This window comes from Paraburkholderia phymatum (assembly GCF_038900715.1).
GTDB classification, from domain to species: Bacteria; Pseudomonadota; Gammaproteobacteria; order Burkholderiales; family Burkholderiaceae; genus Paraburkholderia; species Paraburkholderia phymatum_A.
In genome coordinates this window covers 482,508-504,801 of the sequence record NZ_JAYMRZ010000001.1, presented here as the reverse complement: position 1 = coordinate 504,801, position 22,294 = coordinate 482,508, and the positions used below count along the sequence as shown (strand labels likewise).

General features: G+C 64.7%; 25 protein-coding genes. 15 read left to right on the top strand and 10 right to left on the bottom strand.

Annotation, left to right across the window (positions count from 1 at the left end; genetic code table 11):
- The first annotated feature begins 142 nt into the window (after positions 1–142).
- The 9 genes from VSR68_RS02285 (at position 143) to VSR68_RS02245 (ending at position 8,892) form a co-directional block, all read left to right on the top strand.
- Positions 143–625: a hypothetical protein gene (locus tag VSR68_RS02285; RefSeq protein WP_342938237.1), complete on the top strand. Its 483-nt coding sequence runs from the start codon at positions 143–145 to the stop codon at positions 623–625.
- A gap of 86 nt (positions 626–711) precedes the next feature.
- The gene (locus tag VSR68_RS02280) at positions 712–1,227 is read left to right on the top strand and encodes a hypothetical protein (RefSeq protein ID WP_342938236.1); all 516 of its coding nucleotides are present in this window, start codon (positions 712–714) and stop codon (positions 1,225–1,227) included.
- Positions 1,224–1,904, top strand: a complete 681-nt coding sequence (locus tag VSR68_RS02275) for a hypothetical protein (RefSeq protein WP_428983439.1) — start codon at positions 1,224–1,226, stop codon at positions 1,902–1,904. Before VSR68_RS02280 ends, VSR68_RS02275 begins: the two co-directional genes overlap by 4 nt.
- A 28-nt stretch (positions 1,905–1,932) precedes the next feature.
- Positions 1,933–3,324: a hypothetical protein gene (locus VSR68_RS02270; protein ID WP_342938235.1), complete on the top strand. Its 1,392-nt coding sequence runs from the start codon at positions 1,933–1,935 to the stop codon at positions 3,322–3,324.
- Positions 3,325–3,579: 255 nt separating this feature from the next.
- A complete protein-coding gene (locus VSR68_RS02265; RefSeq protein WP_342938234.1) occupies positions 3,580–4,299 on the top strand; it encodes a C39 family peptidase in 720 nt (239 codons plus the stop codon).
- A gap of 6 nt (positions 4,300–4,305) precedes the next feature.
- Complete coding sequence (locus tag VSR68_RS02260) at positions 4,306–5,112, top strand: peptidase C39 (RefSeq protein WP_342938233.1); 807 nt, start codon at positions 4,306–4,308, stop codon at positions 5,110–5,112.
- A gap of 115 nt (positions 5,113–5,227) precedes the next feature.
- Positions 5,228–6,694: a hypothetical protein gene (locus tag VSR68_RS02255; protein WP_342938232.1), complete on the top strand. Its 1,467-nt coding sequence runs from the start codon at positions 5,228–5,230 to the stop codon at positions 6,692–6,694.
- Between the two features lie 24 nt (positions 6,695–6,718).
- The gene (locus VSR68_RS02250; RefSeq protein WP_342938231.1) at positions 6,719–8,248 is read left to right on the top strand and encodes a sigma-54 dependent transcriptional regulator; all 1,530 of its coding nucleotides are present in this window, start codon (positions 6,719–6,721) and stop codon (positions 8,246–8,248) included.
- Between the two features lie 143 nt (positions 8,249–8,391).
- Positions 8,392–8,892, top strand: coding sequence for a dihydrofolate reductase (locus VSR68_RS02245; protein WP_342938230.1), 501 nt, complete (start codon positions 8,392–8,394; stop codon positions 8,890–8,892).
- 149 nt (positions 8,893–9,041) lie between these two features.
- On the opposite strand, the gene pmbA is transcribed toward VSR68_RS02245, so the two are convergent.
- Positions 9,042–10,412 (bottom strand): metalloprotease PmbA, encoded by a 1,371-nt coding sequence (gene pmbA / locus VSR68_RS02240; RefSeq protein WP_342938229.1) that lies wholly within the window; start codon positions 10,410–10,412, stop codon positions 9,042–9,044.
- A gap of 232 nt (positions 10,413–10,644) precedes the next feature.
- Between pmbA and yjgA the strand changes: the two genes are divergently transcribed.
- Positions 10,645–11,253 (top strand): ribosome biogenesis factor YjgA, encoded by a 609-nt coding sequence (yjgA, locus tag VSR68_RS02235; protein ID WP_342938228.1) that lies wholly within the window; start codon positions 10,645–10,647, stop codon positions 11,251–11,253.
- Positions 11,234–11,860, top strand: coding sequence for a molybdopterin adenylyltransferase (gene mog / locus VSR68_RS02230; protein WP_342938227.1), 627 nt, complete (start codon positions 11,234–11,236; stop codon positions 11,858–11,860). The genes yjgA and mog overlap by 20 nt, the downstream gene beginning before the upstream one ends.
- A gap of 1 nt (position 11,861) precedes the next feature.
- Here mog and orn read toward each other — a convergent pair whose 3' ends face one another.
- On the bottom strand, positions 11,862–12,491 hold the full coding sequence (orn, locus tag VSR68_RS02225) for an oligoribonuclease (protein WP_342938226.1): 630 nt from the start codon (positions 12,489–12,491) through the stop codon (positions 11,862–11,864).
- A gap of 129 nt (positions 12,492–12,620) precedes the next feature.
- Here orn and VSR68_RS02220 point away from each other — a divergent pair, with 129 nt between their 5' ends.
- The 3 genes from VSR68_RS02220 to VSR68_RS02210 are packed head-to-tail and all read left to right on the top strand — an operon-like array spanning position 12,621 to position 15,162.
- Positions 12,621–13,880: a M48 family metallopeptidase gene (locus VSR68_RS02220; RefSeq protein ID WP_342938225.1), complete on the top strand. Its 1,260-nt coding sequence runs from the start codon at positions 12,621–12,623 to the stop codon at positions 13,878–13,880.
- On the top strand, positions 13,877–14,830 hold the full coding sequence (gene rsgA, locus VSR68_RS02215) for a ribosome small subunit-dependent GTPase A (RefSeq protein WP_342938224.1): 954 nt from the start codon (positions 13,877–13,879) through the stop codon (positions 14,828–14,830). The genes VSR68_RS02220 and rsgA overlap by 4 nt, the downstream gene beginning before the upstream one ends.
- Positions 14,831–14,841: 11 nt before the next feature.
- Positions 14,842–15,162 carry a putative signal transducing protein gene (locus VSR68_RS02210; protein ID WP_342938428.1) on the top strand — a complete coding sequence of 107 codons (321 nt, stop codon included), beginning with the start codon at positions 14,842–14,844 and terminating at the stop codon, positions 15,160–15,162.
- Between the two features lie 133 nt (positions 15,163–15,295).
- On the opposite strand, the gene VSR68_RS02205 is transcribed toward VSR68_RS02210, so the two are convergent.
- The 6 genes from VSR68_RS02205 to rpsP form a co-directional block, all read right to left on the bottom strand.
- Positions 15,296–16,234 carry a CobD/CbiB family protein gene (locus VSR68_RS02205; protein ID WP_342938223.1) on the bottom strand — a complete coding sequence of 313 codons (939 nt, stop codon included), beginning with the start codon at positions 16,232–16,234 and terminating at the stop codon, positions 15,296–15,298.
- A 154-nt stretch (positions 16,235–16,388) separates the two neighbouring features.
- Positions 16,389–17,096, bottom strand: a complete 708-nt coding sequence (locus VSR68_RS02200) for a CoA pyrophosphatase (RefSeq protein WP_342938222.1) — start codon at positions 17,094–17,096, stop codon at positions 16,389–16,391.
- 91 nt (positions 17,097–17,187) lie between these two features.
- Entirely contained in the window at positions 17,188–17,577 is a 390-nt protein-coding gene (gene rplS, locus VSR68_RS02195) for a 50S ribosomal protein L19 (protein ID WP_087738977.1), read from the bottom strand.
- A gap of 147 nt (positions 17,578–17,724) precedes the next feature.
- On the bottom strand, positions 17,725–18,492 hold the full coding sequence (trmD, locus tag VSR68_RS02190; protein WP_342938221.1) for a tRNA (guanosine(37)-N1)-methyltransferase TrmD: 768 nt from the start codon (positions 18,490–18,492) through the stop codon (positions 17,725–17,727).
- 24 nt (positions 18,493–18,516) lie between these two features.
- Positions 18,517–19,209 (bottom strand): ribosome maturation factor RimM, encoded by a 693-nt coding sequence (gene rimM / locus VSR68_RS02185; RefSeq protein WP_342938220.1) that lies wholly within the window; start codon positions 19,207–19,209, stop codon positions 18,517–18,519.
- Positions 19,210–19,303: 94 nt separating this feature from the next.
- Entirely contained in the window at positions 19,304–19,558 is a 255-nt protein-coding gene (gene rpsP, locus VSR68_RS02180; protein ID WP_006476550.1) for a 30S ribosomal protein S16, read from the bottom strand.
- A gap of 443 nt (positions 19,559–20,001) precedes the next feature.
- Between rpsP and VSR68_RS02175 the strand changes: the two genes are divergently transcribed.
- On the top strand, positions 20,002–20,469 hold the full coding sequence (locus tag VSR68_RS02175) for an NINE protein (protein WP_342938219.1): 468 nt from the start codon (positions 20,002–20,004) through the stop codon (positions 20,467–20,469).
- A gap of 8 nt (positions 20,470–20,477) precedes the next feature.
- On the opposite strand, the gene VSR68_RS02170 is transcribed toward VSR68_RS02175, so the two are convergent.
- Both VSR68_RS02170 and VSR68_RS02165 read right to left on the bottom strand, forming a co-directional pair.
- Positions 20,478–21,614 (bottom strand): PA0069 family radical SAM protein, encoded by a 1,137-nt coding sequence (locus tag VSR68_RS02170; protein ID WP_342938218.1) that lies wholly within the window; start codon positions 21,612–21,614, stop codon positions 20,478–20,480.
- 111 nt (positions 21,615–21,725) lie between these two features.
- A complete protein-coding gene (locus tag VSR68_RS02165) occupies positions 21,726–22,214 on the bottom strand; it encodes an Lrp/AsnC ligand binding domain-containing protein (RefSeq protein ID WP_090866957.1) in 489 nt (162 codons plus the stop codon).
- Positions 22,215–22,294: the final 80 nt, after the last annotated feature.

Here is a 22,294-nt window from a genome sequence, read left to right as displayed (position 1 = left end):
TTGGCCAGGTTTCAGACCTGAAACGTTTACGGCCGATTTTCAGCAGCGCGCGCCGGATCGATTTTGGCGCGACCAATCGCATCAATGGGTTCGCACGGATGGCACACGTTTCGCTAAATCTCCCGCACCAAGGAGAGACATCATGCGACTCGTTTTCGGCATCGACTCGAGCCCGATCCGGCGACTGCCCGCCAGCGCCGCCCTGTGCGTCGCGCTCGCTCTTGTCGCGCTCCCGGCAGGCGTGAACGCTCAGGAATCCGTCACGCCGGAGGCGCTCGCGACGGCAGCGCAACCGACGCCTGATTCCGCGGATGAAACGTTTGCGGCCACCGCCGATGCCGGTACGCCACGGGAAGCGGCAACGGATGACGAGTCGACTCGCGCGCAGGTCATCGACGAGCCCGACGACGGCGCGCCGACGAGCAACGTCGCGCTCGACGACCAGGTGCTGTCGCGCCAGCGCGGCGGCGCGGCGGGCATGGTGATGGTCGCGGCGACGCCGCAGCTGACACGCGGCAACAGCGTGACGCTGTGGGACGAGATCGCGCCGCCGTCGCCGTTGCCTATTCCCGTCGATGCCGCGCGCGCCGCCCAAGGCAACGTAGCGAACTACCAGCGGAAGTAGGAAAAGCAGCAGGCAGCACCCGCAGCACCGAAGGCGCAACGAAGAGCAGTCAAAGTGTTTCGGACTCCGTATCGAGGGCATGCAAAATGATCGCTTCACTGGGGACGCTGTACAGCCGCGCGACACGCGCGACAACCCTGGCGGCAGTTGTCGGCGCATTCGTCGGCGCATCCGCCGCCGGCTTCGCGGGCGCCGCGGCCGCGCAGGTCGTGAATCCCGGCGATATCGTCGTCGAGAGGGAGATCACGCCGCGCATCGCGTATGACCCGGTGCCGAGGGACCAGGACCCCGTGACCTCGCGTGTCTCGACGTTCCCCGCCAACACCTTCAACCCGACGATGGCGCAAGTCGCCTCCGACGCCGACCTGACCAACGCGCACGGCTCGACGGGTCTCGACAGGAACGTCGCCGGCAACGCGGGTCTGCAGGCCGTCACCCGCATCCTGACGGGCAACACCACGAACAACAACGTCGCACTCAACTCAGGCGGCATCGGGCAACCAGCGCCTGGGCTCGGCGGCAGCATCTCGGCGTCGGTGACGGGCGCGCTCGCGCCGCTATCGACGGCGCTGGGCGGCGCGCTCGGAGGGCTCAACAAATGAGCGCGCTCTTTCGTTCGCCATTGCCGCTCCGGCGCATCGCGGCGCGCGCCTGCGAAGCGGCCTTTGCGCTCGCCGGGCTCGTGGCAATGCACGCCGCGTGCGCGCAGCAGATGCCAGGACAGATGCAACAGCAAATGCCGCAACAGACAGCGCGCGTGACGGGCGATGCGGGCATCGCGACGGGCGCAGGCGTCGGCGTGACGGGCGCGCTCACGGTGAACCAGGCGGCGGGGCTGAACAACGCGCAGATCAACCAGTTGACGATCTCGAACGGCGACGCCGCCGGCAACGACAACGCCAGCATCCAGAGCGCCGGCGCGCGGGCCCGCGTGCCGAGCGCGCGCGCGTCGATCGAAGGCAATGCATTTTCGAATACGTCCGGAGCGGTGATGGTGAACCAGTCTGCGGGCGCAGGGAATCTCCAGCGCAACAGTGTGCAGCTCGGCACTGCGGCGCCTGGGGTCGAGGCTGTCTCGGATGGCGTGCTGTCCGCGGTGGCCGCGAAGAACGGCGGTCAGGGTCAAGCGATCGGGGTTCAGACCGTGCGCGAGACCAGCATCTCCAACGACGCCTTCAAGAGCGTCAACGGAATCGTGCAGATCAACCAGACGGCCGGCGCCGGTAATGCCACGGCAAACAGTTTTGTGCTCCGTCCCCCGGCGGGCACTCTTTTCTAACTGACCACAACGAGTATCGGAGCGAAACATGAAGCGCACTCTCATTGCAGCAGCCGTCCTCGCAGCCGCGTCCTCCAGCGCCTTCGCGAGCCCGCTGAAGAACCCGTTCATTTTCAACGCGACGCTGGTGGGCGAAGCCGTCGGCATCGAAGGATTCGTCACGCTGTTCGGCTGCGTCGGCGTCTCCAGCACGGCGGGCGCCGTCGTCAACAACACGCAGCATGCATACGCAAACGCATCGCTGAGCCCGAACGCGCAGTCGTACACATCCGGCTTCGTGACGACGCGAATCGACAACAGCTACAAGTCGATCAACGGCGGCGGCTCTACCTATGCTTCGCTGTCGACGTCGCACTCGTCGTCGGCGTATGCCGCGCAGGGCTATCAGGCGTCGTCGCACTATGCGTACGGCGACCACAGCAGCTCGATCAAGGGCGGCGGCTTCGAGTTCAGCGCGCAGGCGGCCGAGATCAACGGCAGCTTCAGCCATGACAGCCAGAACGCCGGAGGCCATATTTCGGCAGGCGGCCATGCAGGCGGCAGCTATCAGTACGCTTCGTTCAACACCCCGCACTTCGGCTTCGGCGAAGCGCATGTGCAAGGCGGCTTCTCCGCCGGCTACAACGAGTCCAGCTACAGCAACAGCCACCATCTGTCCGGCGCGTTCGGCGCCGTGGAAGGCTCGGGCCAGGGTGCGGTGTGGGGCTTCAAGGCCGATCAGGGTTCCGGCTATCGCGCGTATGGCGAGCAGTCGAGCGGCTATGAAGTCGAGAAGTCCAGCAGCCATGACAGCGTAGCGGCGCAGTGGGGCTTCCACTCGACGGTGTCCTCGACGGATGTCGACGTGTACGGCTCGGTCACGGAGCACATCAACACGCAGAAGGCGGGCAATCTGACGGCGACGACGGGCGCGAACGCCGCGCAGAACGTCAGCGGCAACATCGGCGTGAACATCGCGGAAGGCGTGAACAACGCGCAGAGCAACGACGCCGCGCTCGCTTCCGTCGATGCCGGCAATGTGTTCGGCAACGCACAGGTCTTCAACAACCAGAGCTCGGGCGGCCGCGCGAACATCAACAACTTCAAGGTGAACGCATCGGTCGGCGACAACTCGCTGCAGTACGCATCGGGCAACGTCGGCGTGAACGTCGCGTCGGGCATCAGCAACGTGCAGAACAACAGCATGGCCGCTTCGACGTCGACGGTCTCGCGCAACCACGCCAGCGCGGCGATGGTCGCCACGGATGAATCGTCGCAGTCGGCGGGCGTGTCGTTCCACGGTTCGTTCGAAGGCACGGCGATGCTCGGCGCGGGCGCGCTGAGCCACGCAACCGGCAACATCGGCGTGAACATCGCGGGCGGCGCGGGCAACGTGCAGCACAACGGCCTCGCGATCGCTTCGATGAACACGAGCCATTAAAAAAGCAGCCATAAGGGGATGCGCCGGCGGCCTAACCTGCCGCCGGCGCGACCTGGCAGCAGCGATGTTGCATGGGACCAGCGCACGCATGCGACGGGAGCGGACATCCAGGCTCCGATCCCGCCGACATGCAGGCTCTGGCCGGCCGCTGTGCAAGGGACCCGGGTAAGTGCCCGGCATGGGACGGGAGTCAGTGCTCAAGCACTCACGCCAGCCGACAGCCGAAGTGCTAACCCGGGTCGACAGGAGACCAGCATGTCCCGGTTCGACCGGTATCCGGCGTTTCGACTCGCCGATGCCGCCGTTGCGTTCGCAACTTGCGCGATGTGTGCGACAGGGCACGCACAGGCGAGCATCGACACGTCTACCCTCGCAGGTGTTCCGCTAACCAAAACGGTGCATTCAATGAGGGAGCTCCGCTACCGCCATATCGTCAGCCAGCAGTTCGACTACAGCTGCGGCGCGGCGGCGCTCGCGACCCTTCTCAAGTACGGCTACGGGATCGACATCCCCGAGACGGAGCTGATCCGCCGGATGATGGTGTTCTCCACGCCGGAAGTAGTGGTCAAGAACGGCTTCTCGATGCTCGACATGAAGAAATTCGTCGAGACGATCGGGCTGCGCGGGCGCGGCTTCAGGGTCAACACGGACGCGCTGTATCACCTCCAGATCCCCGTCATGGTTCTGATGAACATCGACGGCTACGAGCACTTCGTGATCGTCAAGCATGCGCAGGACGGTCGCATCTTCATCGCGGACCCCGCCCTCGGCAATCGCATCCTGCTCGAAGAGGACTTCGCGAAGACATGGAATGGGCTCGTGTTCGCAGTCGTCGGGAAACCGTTCAGGGAGGATTCCCCGCTGTTGCAGGACAACGAGTCGCTGGCATTGCGCCTGCGCGAGCGCGCGCTCGCCAACGGGACGGCCGCGACTCCTTTTGTCGAATACGGCTTGATCAAGGCAGACCTGTTCTGAGCACCCATGAAGCACTCCCTCTCCCAGCCCGGCCGCACGTGTCTAGCGATTTTGCTTGCCACGACGTGCGGCTTCGCGACCAGCGCCTACGCCTCGGACCTGACGACGTTCCGCGACGTGGCGCCGGCCGCCATCCAGTGGCAAAGCGTCGGGGATGATGTGCTCGCCCAGCAGACCGGAAAAGGCGCGGGCGGACAGATGATCTCCGGTTTCGTATTGAACGTGCTTTCGCAATGGCAGTTGCCGAACGGCGCCAATGCACTCGCGCAAGGCAGTCTTTCCGTCGCGCGCGATGCGGCGAACGCGCTGACGGCCAACGTCAACACGCGCGCGAGCGTCACCGACGGCCACGGCGATCCGGGCGCGAACCCGCATGCCCACGCGAGCGGCGGACAAGGCATCTCCGTCAACGGCGTATCGCAGGTCACGCAGGTAGCGGGCGATCGCAACGCCGGCTTCAACACGGCGCAGATCGACTTCAACAACAATCCGCAACTGCTGGCGGGCGGCGCGAATGCGCAGAGCGCATCGGCATCGAACGCGGCGGGCACCATCAAGGCGGGCATCGCGTTCGGCAACGGCGGCGTGACCGTCGCGCTGCAGACGCCCGCCGGCATCGCGTCGCAAACCATCGTGCCCGGCAACGCGCAACAGGCGGGCGCAATCGCACAACTGCTGCAGATCGCAGGCAATAACCAGCAAGTCGCCAACCAGTTGCAGCTCTCGTTGCAGACGGCGCCGATGTCGTCCGCGATGCTGCGCCAGGCGGGCGTCCTACAAGCCCTGCACAACGCGCTCGGTTCAAGGAGATGAAGGCAGGCCGCCACCTGCCGGCGTTATGTCACCAGGAGGAGAAGTCGCGACGAAATACGGCGGCGCAAAGCACAAGGACCAGCCAAGCGCCGCCAGTTTCACCGGGGGAACAACAATGACGACGACTACAACAGGCAGGAGGCCGCGGGCTCGACTCGCGGCCATCCCTGCTGCAGCAATGCTGTATGCACTCTCGCAGGGAGCGGGCGCGCAGGCGCTCAACAGCCAGTCGATCGAAGAACGGCTCAATACGCTGATGCGCGTGGTCGACGAGCAGCAGCGGCAGATCCAGTCGCTCGAGCGGCAGGTGACGAATCTGGAAATGGCGCAGCGCGGCCGCGGCGCGCCAGGCTATGGCGCGCCCGCCGGCAGCGAAGCCGTCGCCGAGCAGCCGGGCGCCGACGGCTTGCCCGCGCCGCTGCCGCCGCTCGCGCAGGTGACGCCGGGCGCGCCCGCGCCGGGCAACGCGACGGGCACCGCCACGGGCGTGCCCGTCAATCCGCCTGCGCCGGAGGGCGCGTCGGCGGGCGGCTCGCCGGGCTCGAGCAACCCGAACGCGCAGGCGAGCGGCCCCGGCTTGCCGGAAGGCGCCGTCGGCCAGACGCAGAAAGCCGCCGAGCCCGTGCGCACGCAGGCCGAGGAAGCCGTCGTGCAGCGCGAGCACGCGCCCCTCTTCGACCACAAGCTGACGCTGGACTGGGGTATCAGCGATACCTACTACGACCGCCGCCAGTTGCAACTGTCGGGCTTCCTCGCGCTCGACGCGATTTTCCTCGGCAACATCAATCTGGGGCAGACCAAGTCGCACCAGATCATGGCCGATCTCGACACGCGCTATGGTCTGACGGACCGCATCAGCGTCGACGTCGACGTGCCGTATGTGTACCGGCACAGCCAGTTCATCGTCGGCGGCGCGGGGGGCGCGGCCAACACGCTGTCCGACGCGTCCGTCAATTCCAATGCGATCGGCGACGTCAACTTCGGGATCTACTACCAGTTCCTGAAGGAGACCAACAACATCCCGGACGTCGTCGGCAGCCTGCGCGTGAAAGCGCCGACGGGCACCTCGCCGTTCGGCCTCAAGGTCGTGCAGCTCGACCCCGGCAACACGAACCTCGTCGCGCCGTCGAAGCTGCCCACGGGCACGGGCTTCTGGAACATCACGGCGGGCATGTCGGTGCTCAAGACCTATGACCCCGTCGTGCTGTTCGGCAGCCTCTCCTACACGTACAACGTCGCGCGCTCGTTCGCGGACATCTCATCGGTCGTCGGACAGACGCAGCCGGCGACCGTGAAGCTCGGCGACATCTTCCAGCTCGGGGCGGGCGTGGCGCTTGCATTCTCGGACAAGGACTCGGCCAGCATCTCGTACACGCTCGCGCTGCAGCCCTCGTCGAAGACGAAGGCGCCGGGCGGCGATTACGTGAAAGTGCCCGGCAGCGAAACGACGGCCGCCGTGATGAATTTCGGACTGAACCATGTGGTGAACAAGCATCTGACGATCAACGGTTCTGTGTCGATCGGCATGACGCCTGACGCGCCGAACTACGTGATCGGCGTGCGCTTTCCCTACACCTTTTGACGAGACACTGATAAGAGGCAGATCGTGCGCGAAACTTCTCACCTGAGCCCCGTTCCTGCAGCCGCCGGCGCAGGGCTGCGCCTGGCGGCGTCGCACGGGTCCACGACACCCGCCGCCCCCGATGTGGTTCCGACGGCCGTCGATACGCGCGCCGCCGCGCGCATCCTGCTGTACGTCGCGCGCGCGCCCGACGACGCGCTCGTCGAGCATCTGAAAAGCCGCGGCTGGAACGTGCTCGTCGCGCGCTCGGCACACGAGGTCGGACGGCTCATCAAGCCCGCGACGGTGTGCGTGGGCATCGCCGACATGGCGAGCTTCGCGGTGCGCGAGCTGCCCGGCCTCGAGCCGAGCCTGCGCGCGCAGCAGGTCGGCTGGATCGCGCTGGCGAATGCCGAGCGGCTCGCCGATCCTGACGTGCGCCGGCTGATCCGCCACTACTGCTTCGACTACGTGAAGATTCCCGTCGCGAACGCGACCATCGACTATCTGGTCGGGCACGCATACGGCATGATCAATCTGTGCGACCCCGACATGCCGCCCGACACGACGAACGCGAGCGACGACGAAATGGTGGGCACCTGCGAAGCGATGCAGCAACTGTTCCGCACGATCCGCAAGGTCGCGAACACCGATGCGAGCGTGTTCATCTCGGGCGAATCGGGCACGGGCAAGGAGCTGACGGCGCTCGCGATCCACGAGCGCTCGCCGCGCCGCAAGTTCCCGTTCGTCCCGATCAACTGCGGCGCGATTCCGCATCACCTGCTGCAATCGGAGCTGTTCGGCTACGAGCGCGGCGCGTTTACGGGCGCGAACCAGCGCAAGATCGGCCGCGTCGAGGCTGCGAACGGCGGCACGCTGTTCCTCGACGAAATCGGCGATCTGCCGTTGGAAAGCCAGGCGAGCCTGCTGCGCTTTTTGCAGGAGGGCAAGATCGAGCGCCTGGGCGGCCATGAGTCGATTCCCGTCGACGTGCGCATCATCTCCGCGACGCACGTCGATCTCGAAGACGCGATGAGCGAAGGGCGGTTCCGCTCGGACCTGTTCCACCGGCTGTGCGTGCTGCGCGTCGACGAACCGCCGCTGCGCGCGCGCGGCAAGGACATCGAGCTGCTCGCGCATCACATCCTCGGCAAGTTCAAGACCGATAACGCGCGCAAGATTCGCGGCTTCACGCCGTCGGCGATCGAGGCGATGTACAACTATCACTGGCCCGGCAACGTGCGCGAGCTGATCAACCGCGTGCGCCGCGCGATCGTGATGGCGGAGAACAAGCTGATTTCCGCCGAAGACCTCGACCTCGCGCACTTCAGCGAACAGCAGACGACGAGCCTCGCGCAGGCACGCGAAGCCGCCGAGAAGCGCGCGATAGAGGCAGCGCTGCTGCGGCACCGGCATCGGCTGAACGAGGCGGCGGCGGACCTCGGGATTTCGCGCGTGACGCTTTACAGGCTGATGGGCACGCACGGTCTGCGCGATACGTCGAATGACGACAAGGGGGGCTTTAAAGGCGACGAGAAAGATCTGTACGCCGGCGATCAGGACGCGCGCGAGTAGCGTCTGTACGTCCGATCCGGGCGGCCCGATGCGGTGCGGGCGGCGTGGGCCGTCTCGCGCGCTGCCGGGCGTGTTCGGCCAGGCAGCGCGCGCTCGGGTAGAATCGGCTTCCGCTTTCCGCTACCCGTTCCATACTTTCTCGCATGACGACGCTCACCCTGATCGTCGCTCGCGCCCGCAATGGCGTGATCGGCCGTGACAACCAGCTGCCCTGGCGGCTTCCCGAAGACCTCGCTTTCTTCAAGCGCACGACGATGGGCGCGCCCATCGTGATGGGCCGCAAGACGCACGAATCGATTGGCCGCGTGCTGCCGGGACGGCGCAACATCGTCGTCACGCGCGATGCGCGGCGCCAGTTCGCCGGCTGCGACACCGTCACGAATCTCGACGACGCGCTGGCGCTCGCGGCGCGCGACAGTGCGTCCGAGGCCTTCCTGATCGGCGGCGCGCAGCTGTACGAAGAAGGCTTGCGGCGCGCGGACAAGATGATCGTCACCGAGATTCACGCGGACTTCGAAGGCGATGCGACGTTCCCCGCGCCCGATCCCGCGCAGTGGGAAGAAGTCGCGCGCGAGACGCATCGCGCGAAAGAGCCGAACGACTTCGAATATGCGTTCGTGACGTATCGGCGCAAGGCGCGTTGAACCTCTGGCCCCTGCCCGACGCAAAGAAAAAAGCCACGGAATCGCTTCCGTGGCTTTTGCGCTTTTGAAGCGGCTTGCGTGTCGATCTGCCGCTTGCTGTGTGCCGCTTGCTGTGTGCCGCTTGCCGTGTGCCGCTCGCTGTGTAGCGCTTACTGCCCCGCGACAGTCATCCGCTCGATCAGCACCGAGCCCGTCTGCTTGGTGCCGCGCACGATCGTATCCGCGCCGATCGCGACGATATGCCGGAACATTTCCTGCAACGTGCTCGCGACCGTGATCTCCTCGACCGGGTACTGGATCTTGCCGTTCTCGACCCAGAAGCCCGACGCGCCGCGCGAATAATCGCCCGTCACGTAGTTGACGCCCTGCCCCATCAGTTCCGTCAGCAGCAGGCCCGTGCCAAGCTTGCGCAGCATTTCCTCGAAGTCGTCCGTGTCCTGCGTGAGCGCGCTGCGCAGCGACAGGTTGTGCGAGCCGCCCGCGTTGCCCGTCGTCGGCATGCCGAGCTTGCGCGCGGAATACGTCGACAGGAAATAGCCTTCGACGACGCCGTCCTTCACGACGGCGCGCTGCTTCGTGCGCACGCCTTCTTCGTCGAACGGCGCGCTGCCCATCGCGCGCGGCACATGCGGGTCTTCGACGATCTGCACATGCGGCGCGAACACCGGCTTGCCGAGGCTGTCGACGAGAAACGACGTCTTGCGATACAGCGCGCCGCCGCTCGTCGCCTGCACGAACGCGCCGAGCAGGCCGGCCGCGAGCGGCGCCTCGAACAGCACGGGCACCTTGCGCGTGTCGAGTCCGCGCGCACCCATGCGCGCGAGCGCGCGCTCGGCAGCGTAGCGGCCCACGCCTTCGGGGTCGGCCAGCTCGCCTGCGCTGCGCTTCGACGTGTACCAGTCGTCGCGTTGCATGTTGCGGCCGCTGCCCGCGATCGGCGCGCACGCCACGTAATGGCGCGAGTACGGATAGCCCGAGAGAAAGCCGCGCGACGTGCCCAGCACGAACTGCGAGTGCTGCGCCGATACGCTCGCGCCTTCCGAGTTCTTGATCAGCGGGCTCGTGGCGAATGCGGCGTCTTCCGCGCGGCGCGCGAGTTCGACGGCTTCGTCCGCATCCAGATTCCACGGGTGATACAGGTCGAGATCGCGCGGATCGGTTTCGAGAAGCGCTTCTTCGGCGAGGCCCGCGCAGTCGTCTTCCGCCGTGAAGCGCGCGATGTTGTACGCGGCCATCACCGTGTCCTTCAGCGCTTCGGGCGAAAAGTCAGACGTGCTCGCGTTGCCGCGCTTGTTGCCGATGAAGACCGTCACGCCGACCATCTTGTCGCGGTTGTGCTCGATCGTCTCGACTTCGCCGCGCCGCACGGAGACGGACAGGCCGTCGCCTTCGGAGATTTCGGTTGCCGCATCGGATGCGCCGAGCGACTTTGCGTGGCGAAGAATGTCGGAGGCGATTTCCTTCAGTTCATCCTGCGTGTGCGGGAAGAAACGTTGCCGGACTTCCATGTCTGCTGCCATTGTCGTTTGCCGTCCTCAGTTGCCGTGCGGTCCGGGCCGAAGCCCGCGAGAGTTCGTCGTTGCAAGTTGCCCTGCTTCGCCGGCCTGTGCGCCGACGCATCCCGCGATCATAGCAAGCTCTACGCTGGCGTACCTGGCATTCGCAAATGCCTCGTGACGGCACGATGCACAACGTCTCAGGCGCGACGTGCGGCGGGCTTGGCGACAGGCCCGGCAAGTTACAATACCGCGCATGACACGCAAAACCCGCATTCAACCGATGACACCCGCTGACGTCGACGACGACAACGGGTATGACCGTCCCAGCAAATCGCAACTGAAGCGCGAAATGCACGCGTTGCAGGCGCTGGGCGAAGAACTCGCCGCGCTGCCGAAAGACGCGCTCAAGCGCATGCCGATGCCGGAAGCGCTCGACGAAGCGGTACGCGAGGCGCGCCGCATCACCGATCACGAAGGCAAGCGCCGCCAGATGCAGTATGTCGGCAAGGTGATGCGCGGCCTGACCGACGACGAAACAGGCGCGCTGCGCGAGGCGCTCGACAAGTACAAGGGCGTCAACAAGGCCGAAACGGCGCGCCTGCACTGGATCGAGCGCACGCGCGAACAGCTGCTCGCCGACGACGCCGCGCTGACGGAATTCATCCGCGTGCATCCCGATGCCGATCCGCAGCAGGGCCGCACGCTGATCCGCAACGCGCGCAAGGAAGTCGAGCAAGGCAAGCCGCCCCGCTATTTCCGCGAGCTGTTCCAGTGGATCAAGAACGCGGACGGCGCCGGCGCGGACGACGACGAAGCCGCTACCCACGATCCGGACCACGACGATGACGATTCCCACGCGTAATCATCCCGACGAGCTGATCGTCGGCCTTGTGTCGATCAGCGACCGCGCAAGCACGGGCGTCTACGAGGACAAGGGCATACCTTCGTTGCAGGAATGGCTCGGCGGCGCGCTCACGTCGCCGTTTCGCACGGAAACGCGCCTGATCCAGGACGACGCGCCGACCATCACGAAGACGCTCATCGAACTGGTCGACGAAGCAGGCTGCGATCTCGTGCTGACGACGGGCGGCACGGGCCCCGCGCGCCGCGACGTGACGCCCGAGGCCACGCTCGCGGCCGGGACGAAGGAAATGCCGGGCTTCGGCGAACAGATGCGGCAGATCAGCCTGAACTTCGTGCCGACGGCGATCCTGTCGCGTCAGGTGGCCGTGATCCGCGAAACGGCCGATCGCGCCGCGCTGATCATCAATCTGCCGGGGCAGCCGAAGTCGATCAGGGAAACGCTGGAAGGCCTGCGCGACGACGCAGGCAAAGTGAAGGTGCCGGGCATTTTCGCCGCCGTGCCGTATTGCATCGATCTGATCGGCGGCCCGTACATCGAGACGAACGCCGACGTCGTGACGGCGTTCCGGCCGAAGAGCGCGATACGCGCTCCACGGCAGGGCTGATTTATTTTGCTGGTGCGTCGGTGGACGGCGCGTCGGCGGCCGTGCCCGCGGCCGGGATCAGGAAATGCTCGCGGTAGTAGCGCAATTCGTCGATCGATTCGTGGATGTCGGCAAGCGCCGTATGCATCGCGCGCTTCTGAAAGCCCTTGTAGATCGCCGGTTGCCAGCGACGGCACAGTTCCTTCAGCGTGCTGACGTCGAGGTTGCGGTAATGGAAGAACGTCTCCAGCTCGGGCATCCAGCGGGCCATGAAACGGCGGTCCTGGCAGATCGAGTTGCCGCACATCGGCGACTTGCCGGGCGGCACGTACTGGCCGAGAAACACGCGGATCTGCTCCGTCGCGTCGGCTTCCGTCACCATCGACGCGCGCACGCGGTCGATCAGCCCCGAACGGCCGTGCGTGTTCTTGTTCCAGTCGTCCATCTTGGCGAGCGTCTCGTCGCTCTGGTGGATCGCGAGCACGGGGCCTTCGACGACTTTATCGAGCGTCGAATTGGTCACGACGACAGCGATTTCGATGATGCGGTCGTTGTCGGGATCGAGCCCCGTCATTTCCATGTCGAGCCAGACGAGGTTCATGTCGCTGCGCACGAGCGGCGGCTGATCGACGGATCCGATAATGTCAGTCATTGAAGGCAACCTTGATTTGGACGGCGCGAGCGGGTCAGGCGACACCCGCAATGGGCCAACGATGGCGCGCTCCCGCCCGCAGACAGGAACAAACATATAATTCTCGCATAGAACCCACGGATTCCCCGGATGCCTACTCTGTACTTCACTGTTCTGTTCGTGCTCGCCGTGGCGGCGATGGTCGGCATGAAGCTCTGGCTCGCGTCGCGCCAGGTCCGCTTCGTCGCGGCGCACCGTGACAGGGTGCCTCAGCAGTTCGCGGGCACGGTCGCGCTCTCCGCGCATCAGCGCGCCGCCGACTACACCATCGAACGCACGCGGCTGACGATGATGGAGATCGTCGTCAGCGCGGCCGTGCTGATCGCGCTCACGCTGCTCGGCGGCGTGCAGATTCTCGATCTGGCCATCGGCGACTGGTTCGGCCAGGGCTATATCGGGCAGATCGCGCTGGTCGCGGCCGTGATCGCGATCACGAGCGCCGTCGACCTGCCGTTCGACTACTACCGCCAGTTCGTGATCGAACAGCGCTTCGGCTTCAACCGGATGACGAAGCGCATCTTCTTCGTCGACCGCATCAAGGGCGTGCTGCTCGGCGCCGCGTTCGGCCTGCCGCTGCTGTTCGTCGTGCTGTGGCTGATGAAGCAGGCGGGCGCGTACTGGTGGTGGTGGGCGTGGGTCGTCTGGGTCGTGTTCCAGATGCTCGTGCTGGTCCTCTACCCGAGCTTCATCGCGCCGATGTTCAACAAGTTCGAGCCGCTGAGGGACGAAGCGCTCGTCCATCGCATCGACGCGCTGATGAAGCGCTGCGGCTTCGCCGCGAAGGGCCTGTTCGTGATGGACGGCAGCCGCCGCTCCGCACACGGCAATGCGTATTTCACGGGCTTCGGCTCGTCCAAGCGCATCGTGTTCTTCGATACGCTGCTCTCGCGCCTGTCGGGCAGCGAGATCGAAGCGGTGCTCGCGCACGAGCTCGGCCACTTCAAGCGCCGCCATGTGATCAAGCGGATGATCGTCACGTTCGCGATCAGCCTCGCGATGCTCGCGCTGCTCGGCTGGCTCGCGCAGCGCACGTGGTTCTTCGAAGGCCTCGGCGTGGAGCCGTCGATGACGGGCAGCAACGACGGCCTCGCGCTCGTGCTGTTCTTCCTCGCGGTGCCCGTGTTCCTGTTCTTCGTGACGCCGCTCGGCAGCCTCAGCTCGCGCAAGCACGAGTTCGAAGCCGACGCGTTCGCCGCGACGCAGACGGACGCGAGGGATCTCGTCAACGCGCTCGTGAAGCTGTACGAGGACAACGCGTCGACGCTCACGCCCGATCCGCTCTACACCGCGTTCTACTACTCGCATCCGCCCGCCTCGCAGCGGATCGACCGGCTGCTGCGTCACGCATGAGCGGCCGCTCACCGAAAGCGCTGCGCGCGGCAGCCGCCAGCGAGCGCGCGCAGGACCGCACGCGCGGCCTCGTGATCGCCGCACATGGCCGTCACTACATCGTCGCGCCCGAGGACGGCGGCGCGATGCTGCAATGCTTTCCGCGCGGCAAGCGCAGCGAGATCGCCGTTGGCGACCAGGTGCTGTACGAGCCGACTTCCGCCGATCAGGGCGTGATCGTCGAGATCGGCGAGCGGCGCAACCTGCTCTATCGCTCGGATCAGTACAAGTCGAAGCTCTTCGCGGCGAATCTCGATCAGTTGCTGATCGTGCTCGCGACCGAGCCGCATTTCAGCGAAGACCTGCTCGGACGCGCGCTCGTCGCCGCGGAAGAGAACGAACTGAAGCCGCTGATCGTGCTGAACAAGATCGACGTCGAGGCCGCGCTGCCGCTCGCGCGCAAGCGGCTCGAACTGTATCGCCGGCTCGGCTATAGGGTGCTCGAAGTGTCGATCAAGACGCAGCCGGAAGCCGCGCGCGAAACACTCGCCGAACATCTGCGCGGACATTCGACGCTGCTGCTCGGGCAGTCTGGCATGGGCAAGTCGACGCTCGTGAATCTGCTGATTCCCAATGCCGAAGTGGCGACGCGCGAAATCTCGACGGCGCTTAACAGCGGCCGTCACACGACCACGTTTACGCGCCTCTACCCGCTTCCCGGCGGCGAAGGCGCGCTGATCGACTCGCCGGGCTTCCAGGAATTCGGCCTGCACCATCTGACGGAGGGCAAGCTCGAGCGCGCGTTTCCGGAATTCAGGCCGCTCTTGCCGAATTGCCGCTTCTACAACTGCCATCATCTGCATGAGCCGGGCTGCGCGATTCTCGAAGCGGTCGCCGATGGCCGCGTCGCGAAGGAGCGGCACGCGCTCTATGCGCAGCTCGTGCACGAGGCGAGCCAGATCGTCCGCTGAGCCCGATCATGATGAAGCTCATGCGCGCGCCGAATGTCGTGATCGGACAGCATTGGATCAATCTGCTGGCCGCGGCGGGCATCGCGTGCGAGTTGCACAACCGCTATCTGAGCGGCGCAATCGGCGAGATTCCGGCGGATCAGTGCGCGCCGGAACTGTGGCTCGTCGACGAACGCGACGAAATGCTGGCGAGGAAAGTGATCGACGCGGCACGCAACGGGCCCGCCGCCAACGCGCCCGGATGGCGCTGCACGCATTGCGGCGAATGGCTCGAAGCGCAGTTCACCGTGTGCTGGAATTGCGGAACGGCGCGCGATCCCCTGGAAGGTTGAAGGCGCGTTTCAGCGTGCGGCGCGCGGGAATGGCGTTTGGGTTTCGTGCTGGCTTCTTGTGCCGGGTTTCCGTGCCGGGTTTTCGTGCCGGCTTCTCGCGCCGGCTTTTCGTGCCGCGGATCGGCGTTAGCGTTCAGGCCAGCCAGACCGCGATGGTCAGCATCAGCAGCAGAATCATCCACAAGATGACGGCCCGCCACACAAGGCCCACCGCTGATTGCAGCGTGCGCGGCGTGCAGTCGTCGCCGACGGTCATCGGACCGCCGTCGCCCGTCGCAAGCGCATCGAGGCTCGACACTTCGGCCAGCGGGCCCGCGAGCCGCGCGCCCAACGCGCCGCTGCCTGCGGCGAGCAACACGCCGTCGTTCGTATCGGGCCATTGGCGCGTGTGATTGCGCCATGCGTAAATCGCGTCCTCGAAGTTGCCGACGATCGCAAAGCCCAGCGACGTCAGGCGCGCCGGAATCCAGTCGATCACGAAGAACGCGCGCTGCGCGAACGTGGAGAATGCAACGGTCCGGTCGTCGGCGGGCTGCGACCAGGCGCGCGCCAGATACTCGGCCGTGCGATATAGCACTGCGCCCGCCGGGCCGACGGGAATCAGGAACCAGAAAAACACGCCGAACACGTGACGGTGCGACGCGACCACGGCATGAATCAGCGTGTGACGCACGATCTCGCTGACGGGCATGTCGACGGTATCGATGCCCGTCCATTCGTTGAGGATTTCACGCGCGCGCGGCACGTCGTCGTTGTTCAGCGACAGATGGATATCCGTGAAATAGTGGCTGAACTGGCGGAAGCCCAGCGTGAAGTACAGCACCGCGACGTTCCACAGGAACGCGAGCGCGAAATGAATCTCGTACAGCACGAAGTAGATCAGGCCGACAACGAGCGTCCACGGTAGCACAACGACCAGCCACGCGAGGAAGCCGTGTTTTTCCTTGCCGGCATCGAAGCCGTGCGCAGTCGATTCCGCATGGTATTGAAGGAGTGCCGCAACGGGATTGTTCGGCGACAGCGCGCGCACCTGTTCGAGGATGAGGGCCAACAATACGGAGAAAAAAGTCATGCGAGGCGCCGTGCTATTCGAGTTCTTGACGAGCGGTTCTGTCTTGCCGAGCTATCGGAATTGGTCATAACGATAGCACAGGGTCGGATGGGGCTGAGAGGCTGCGATTACAGATGCACTACAGCCGGCCCCGTGCGTCGCGCGCCGCTTCATGTCATGCGGCGAGGAAGCGATAGAAATTGCGCAACATGCCCGCCGTTGCGCCCCAGATGAAGTAATGGCCGCCCGCGCCGCCTGGCGTGCCGCGCGGATAGGGCATTGCAAAAAAACGACGCTCGCCGCCTTCCCAGCGCAGCACGCGCACCTGATGATTGCTCGGCTCCATCAGAAAGCGCAGCGGCACTTCGAAGATTTCTGCGACTTCGAACGAATCGGCCTTCACCGAAAACGGCGGATGAACGAGACCGACGACAGGCGTCACGCGAAAGCCCGTGCCCGTCAGATACTCGGGCAACGTGCCGAGCACTTCGACGCGAGACGGATCGAGGCCGACTTCTTCCTGCGCTTCGCGCAGCGCCGTTGCCGTGACGGTGGCGTCGGCGGGTTCGTGACGGCCGCCCGGAAAGCTGACCTGTCCTGCGTGATCGTTGAGATGATCGGCGCGCAACGTGAGCAGCACGCTCAGGCCGTCATCGCGAACGACGAGCGGCACCAGCACCGCCGCGACGCGCGGATCGCCCGTTTCGCGCCAGCGGACTTCGCGCGTCTCCTGCTCCCACGGCAGGTTTTGCTCGAAACGCGCGCGCAAGCCATCGGGCGTCAGGCGCTCGGAGACGACGGCGGGCAGATCGGCATCGGTCGCCTCGACAGGCAAGGCTTCGGGGTCAAATACGGGACGGGCGGGGCGTGAAGGGGCGGTCAATGGAAGTCTCGAACCAGCGCTTGTGGAACATAACGCTATTTTGACCTGGCAAAGAAAAAAGCACCCGTGGAGGGTGCTTTTCTTACAGCATTTACTGTTGAGCAGCTGCAGCGCGGTCTTTCGACACCAGCTTCTCTTTGATTCGAGCCGACTTGCCCGAACGCTCGCGCAGGTAGTACAGCTTTGCACGACGCACATCGCCACGACGCTTGACGACGATGCTTGCCAGCAGCGGCGAATACGTCTGGAACGTACGCTCGACGCCTTCGCCCGACGAGATCTTGCGGACGATGAACGACGAGTTGAGGCCACGGTTGCGCTTCGCGATCACGACGCCTTCGTAGGCCTGAACGCGCTTGCGGTTACCTTCAACCACGTTCACGTTCACAACCACCGTATCGCCGGGAGCGAATTCGGGAATGGTCTTGCCTGCGAGCACGCGCTCGATTTCTTCCTGCTCGAGTTTTGCAATCAGATTCATCACTGACTCCTAATGCCATCTTGTCGGCGTTCGTACCTGCCTCGCGCTACGCGCGCCCGGCTACGGCCCCGATAGAGGATGGGTTCACATCTGGAACCGCCCACGCATGGACGGCTCCGCCTGAATCCCGCCTCGTCGCGCAAAGACTCAATGCTTCGCGGCTTCCTTGGCGAGATTTGCGAGCCATGCCTCGTCGGCACGGCTCAACAACTTGTTCTTTCTGGCCCGGTCGATCAGATCGGGCCGTTTGACGAGCGTGTTGCGCAGCGCTTCGCGCCGCCGCCACTGCTCGATTTCCGCATGATGGCCGCCGAGCAGCACATCGGGCACGCGCACGCCGCTGTATTCCTCGGGACGCGTGTAGTGCGGGCAATCCAGCAAACCATCGACAAAGCTATCCTGCACGGCCGACTGCGCATCGTTCAGCACGCCCGGCAGATGACGCACCACCGCGTCGATCAACGCCATCGCGGGCAGCTCGCCACCCGACAGCACGAAGTCGCCGAGGCTCACTTCTTCGTCGACGACACGGTCGATCAAACGCTGATCGATCGCCTCATAGCGGCCGCACAGCACGATCAGTCCGGGCTCCGCGGAAAAGCGCATCACCTTGTCGTGATTCAGCGTAGCGCCCTGCGGCGACATCATCACCACGCGCGCGCCGCGGATGCCCTGCTCCGCCTGTGCCGCTTTCGCGGCATCGATCGCATCTTCGAGCGGCCTGGCCAGCATCACCATGCCGGGGCCTCCGCCGTAAGGACGATCGTCGACGGTGCGGTAGTTGTCGGTCGTGAAATCACGCGGATTCCACGTGCGCAACCCATAACGCTGCTGTTTCGCTGCGCGGCTCGTGATGCCCCAGTCGGTCAGCGCGCGAAACATCTCGGGAAAGAGCGTGACGATATCGAATTGCATCGCTCTCTCCGTGAAGCGAACGTTCTAGTAATCGGCGTCCCAGTCGACGACGATCGTCTTCGCCGCCTGATCCACCGTCTTGACATAGACGCCGACGAACGGGATCAAGCGCTCGCCGGTGATCGGCTTGCCGTCTTTGCCCGTAGCCGGATACTCGATGCGCAACACCGACTGCGCACCGTTGTCGATCAGATCTGCCACTTTGCCGAGTTCGACGCCCGCCTCGTTGACGACATCGAGGCCCAGCAGATCGACCCAGTAATACTCGTCGGCTTCGAGCGCAGGGAAATCGCTGCGGCGCACGTAGACGCGATGACCGCGCAACGCGAGCGCGACATCGCGGTCGGCCACGCCGCCCAGATGCGCAACGATGCTGTCGCCGTGAATCTTCGACTGCAGGCAGGCCGCCGATTTGCGCTCGCGACCTTTTTCGAGCCACCAGCGTTTGGCGTTGAGCAAGGCGTCGCCGCCCTGACCGGCGTCCGCATGCGCGGCCACCTTCACCCAACCTTTGAGACCGTATGCATCGACGATTGCGCCGACTTCGATCGCATCGTCGGGCCAGCTTTCCGCCGATTCAACGAGCATTTCCTGCGCGGCCGCAGCCTTTGCCGGCCGCTCGACCGGCTTGCGGACAAATGCGCCGAATGACGCCCGCGCGGTCGGCTGGGGTTTCGCCTTCGCGCGACCTGAACTATCCGAATCACGCTCCGACATCAGCGAACCTCAAGCCTGCATACGTCAAACTCGTACACCCAGACTCGCGCAGAACCAATGCTGCACGAGCCGACGATGTACCTTGAAACTGCATTTACGCAGCCGGTTGCGCCTTTTGCGCTTCCTTCACCAGACGCTGGACGGTCGGCGACAGTTGTGCGCCAACGCCTTGCCAGTACGTCAGGCGGTCTTGAGCGATACGCAGCGACTCACCCTTCGTAGCGACCGGGTTGTAGAAGCCAACGCGCTCGATGAAGCGGCCGTCACGACGGTTACGCGAATCGGTTGCGACGATGTTGTAGAACGGGCGCTTCTTCGAGCCGCCACGAGCCAAGCGGATGATGACCATACTAGGAATCCTTGAAAACCGGGGTTCGAAACTACTGAAACACGCGATTATATCCCGAAACCGAAACCACAACAAACACTTAGCGGGATAAACCGGGCGATGAGGTTGCGCGGGACGCCCACACCGGCTGAACGCGCGAGCACGGAACAGTCCGAGCCGGCCGGCTGGAGAGCCGGGAAGCCCTCTTTAGCACTGGTTTGCGCACTGTTCGCGGCGCCGTCGCGTACGCGCCACGATTCCGCGCACCGGGTTCGTATTCTGATCCTTTTCGCTTCCGCGCTGTCGCTTTTTGGCGACCTCCTCCGCCACGTAGCTTCCGGCGGGGACGCAAGCCGGACATAAGCCATCGGAAGTGCCGCGCGGACAGCGCGCGGCGTAGAATGCGCGTCGCGCTGTGCATCGTGTGCGCAGCTACGCCGCCCATTACCCTGTCGATTACGTTCATGGCCACCGTCGCTACGCATCACCCGCGCTTTCGCTCGAAGACCATCACCGCCGCGCTCGCGTTTTTCTTCGGCACGCTCGGCGCGCATCGCTTCTATTTGTACGGCGTGCGTGACGTGTGGGGCTGGGCTCACATCGTCGGGACGATCATCGGTATTCCGGGCTTCCTGCTGCTTGCCGCGACCGAACGCGCGTCGATCACGGGCTGGGTGCTCGCCGTTCCCGGCGCCGTGTCGATACTGGCGGCATTTCTGGCCGCGATCGTCTACGGCCTGCGCCCGGACGAAAAATGGGACGCGCAGTTCAACGCGCAAACGGGACGTCAAAGCCAGTCTGGCTGGACCGTCGTCTTCATCGTGATCTTTTCGCTGCTGATCGGCGCGTTCCTGCTGATGACGGGTCTCGCGCTGTCGTTCCAGACGTATTTCGAATCTCAGGTCGAAGCGGCGAAAGCAATCTCGCAGTAGTCGCTCCATCAGAAAAGGCTTAGCTGGGACGTTTCTGGGGCAACGGGTTTGCGCGGCTCGATCCGCTTGAAATGCGACATGTCGAGAATGCCGTGGTTGCGCGCATTCAAGCCCAGACGCCGCACCGCGTTTGCAAAGCGTTGCTTGAGCAGATCGGCCCATAGCCCCTCGCCCTTCATCCGCGTCGAGAACGACGAATCGTAGTCCTTGCCGCCGCGCATATCTTGCACACGGCTCATCACGCGGTCGGCGCGGTCCGGAAAATGCGCCGCAAGCCAATCCTTGAAGAGCGGCGCGACTTCCCAAGGCAGACGCAACACGATATAGCTCGCGCTCGTCGCCCCCGCTTGCGCGCACGCTTCGAGCACGCGCTCCATGTCCTGCTCCGTGACGAACGGAATCACGGGCGCGATGCTGACGCCAACGGGAATCCCCGCGTCCGCCAGCGTGCGGATGGTTCTGAGCCGCCTCGAAGGCGTCGCGGCGCGTGGTTCGAGTGTGCGTGCGATGTCGGCATCGAGCGTCGTGATCGTGATTGCCGCCATCGTCAGCCCTTTCTCCGCCATCGGTGCGAGCAGGTCGATATCGCGTTCGATCAGCGAGTTCTTCGTGATCGCCGCGAACGGCTGGTTATGGTCGCTCATCACCTGGATCACGCGCCGCGTCAGCTGCAAATCGCGTTCGGCGGGCTGCCATGCGTCCGTATTCACGCCGAGCGCGATCGGTTCCGGCACATAGGACTTCTTCGCCATTTCGCGCGCGAGCAGTTCGGGCGCGTTGATCTTCGCGTAGATCCGGCTTTCGAAATCGAGGCCCGGCGACAGCCCCAGATAACTGTGCGTCGGACGCGCAAAGCAATAGATGCAGCCGTGCTCGCAGCCGCGATACGGATTCAGCGATACGCTGAACGGAATATCCGGCGACTGGTTATGCGTGAGAATGCTCTTCGCGCGCTCCTCGAAAATCTGCGTGCGCAGCGCAGGCCGGCCGCTCTCCTCTTCGGACGGCGCGATCCAGCCGTCGTCGACCGCCTCGCGCTGGTCCACTTCATAGCGGCCCTGCAAGTTCATCACCGCGCCCCGCCCTTTGCGCGGAGCGGGCGGCGCGATCGGATATTCGGGGATGTCTCGGTCGTAATCGGTCACGGCACACGTCAAAAGCAGCGTCGAATACTGTATAAATATACAGTATTTACGGCTTTTGTCGAGCGCCACTTTTAGGGCCGATTCGGCGTGCGCGATGGCGTGCCGGACCGCTCATTCGCCGACGGCAATCGTCAGCGTTTCCTTGATTTCTTCCATCACGACATAGCTTTTCGACTGCACGGCACCCGGCAGTTGCAGCAGGATGTCGCCGAGCAGCTTGCGGTAGTCGGCCATTTCGCCGATGCGCGCCTTGATCAGATAGTCGAATTCCCCGGACACCAGATGGCATTCGAGCACCTCCGGGATTTTCTTCACCTCGCGCCGGAACTGGTCGAACATGTTGCCGCTCTTGTGGTCGAGCGTGATCTCGACGAACACCAGCAGCGCGGCGCCCAGTTCCGCCGGATTCACGCGCGCGTGGTAGCCGGTGATGACGCCGTCGCGCTCCATGCGCTTGACGCGCTCGATGCACGGCGTCACCGACAGGCCGACCTGTTCGGCGAGTTCCTTCATCGCGATCCGGCCGTCCTCCTGGAGGATTTTCAGGATCTTGTGATCGAGCTTGTCGAGCGCGCGGACGGGTTGACGCTGTGTACGCATGGTTTTTACTGAAAATCTGAAAAATACAATAACAAAACCTGCCTAGACGCAAATAGTATAGCGGTTAACACTAGGCATCC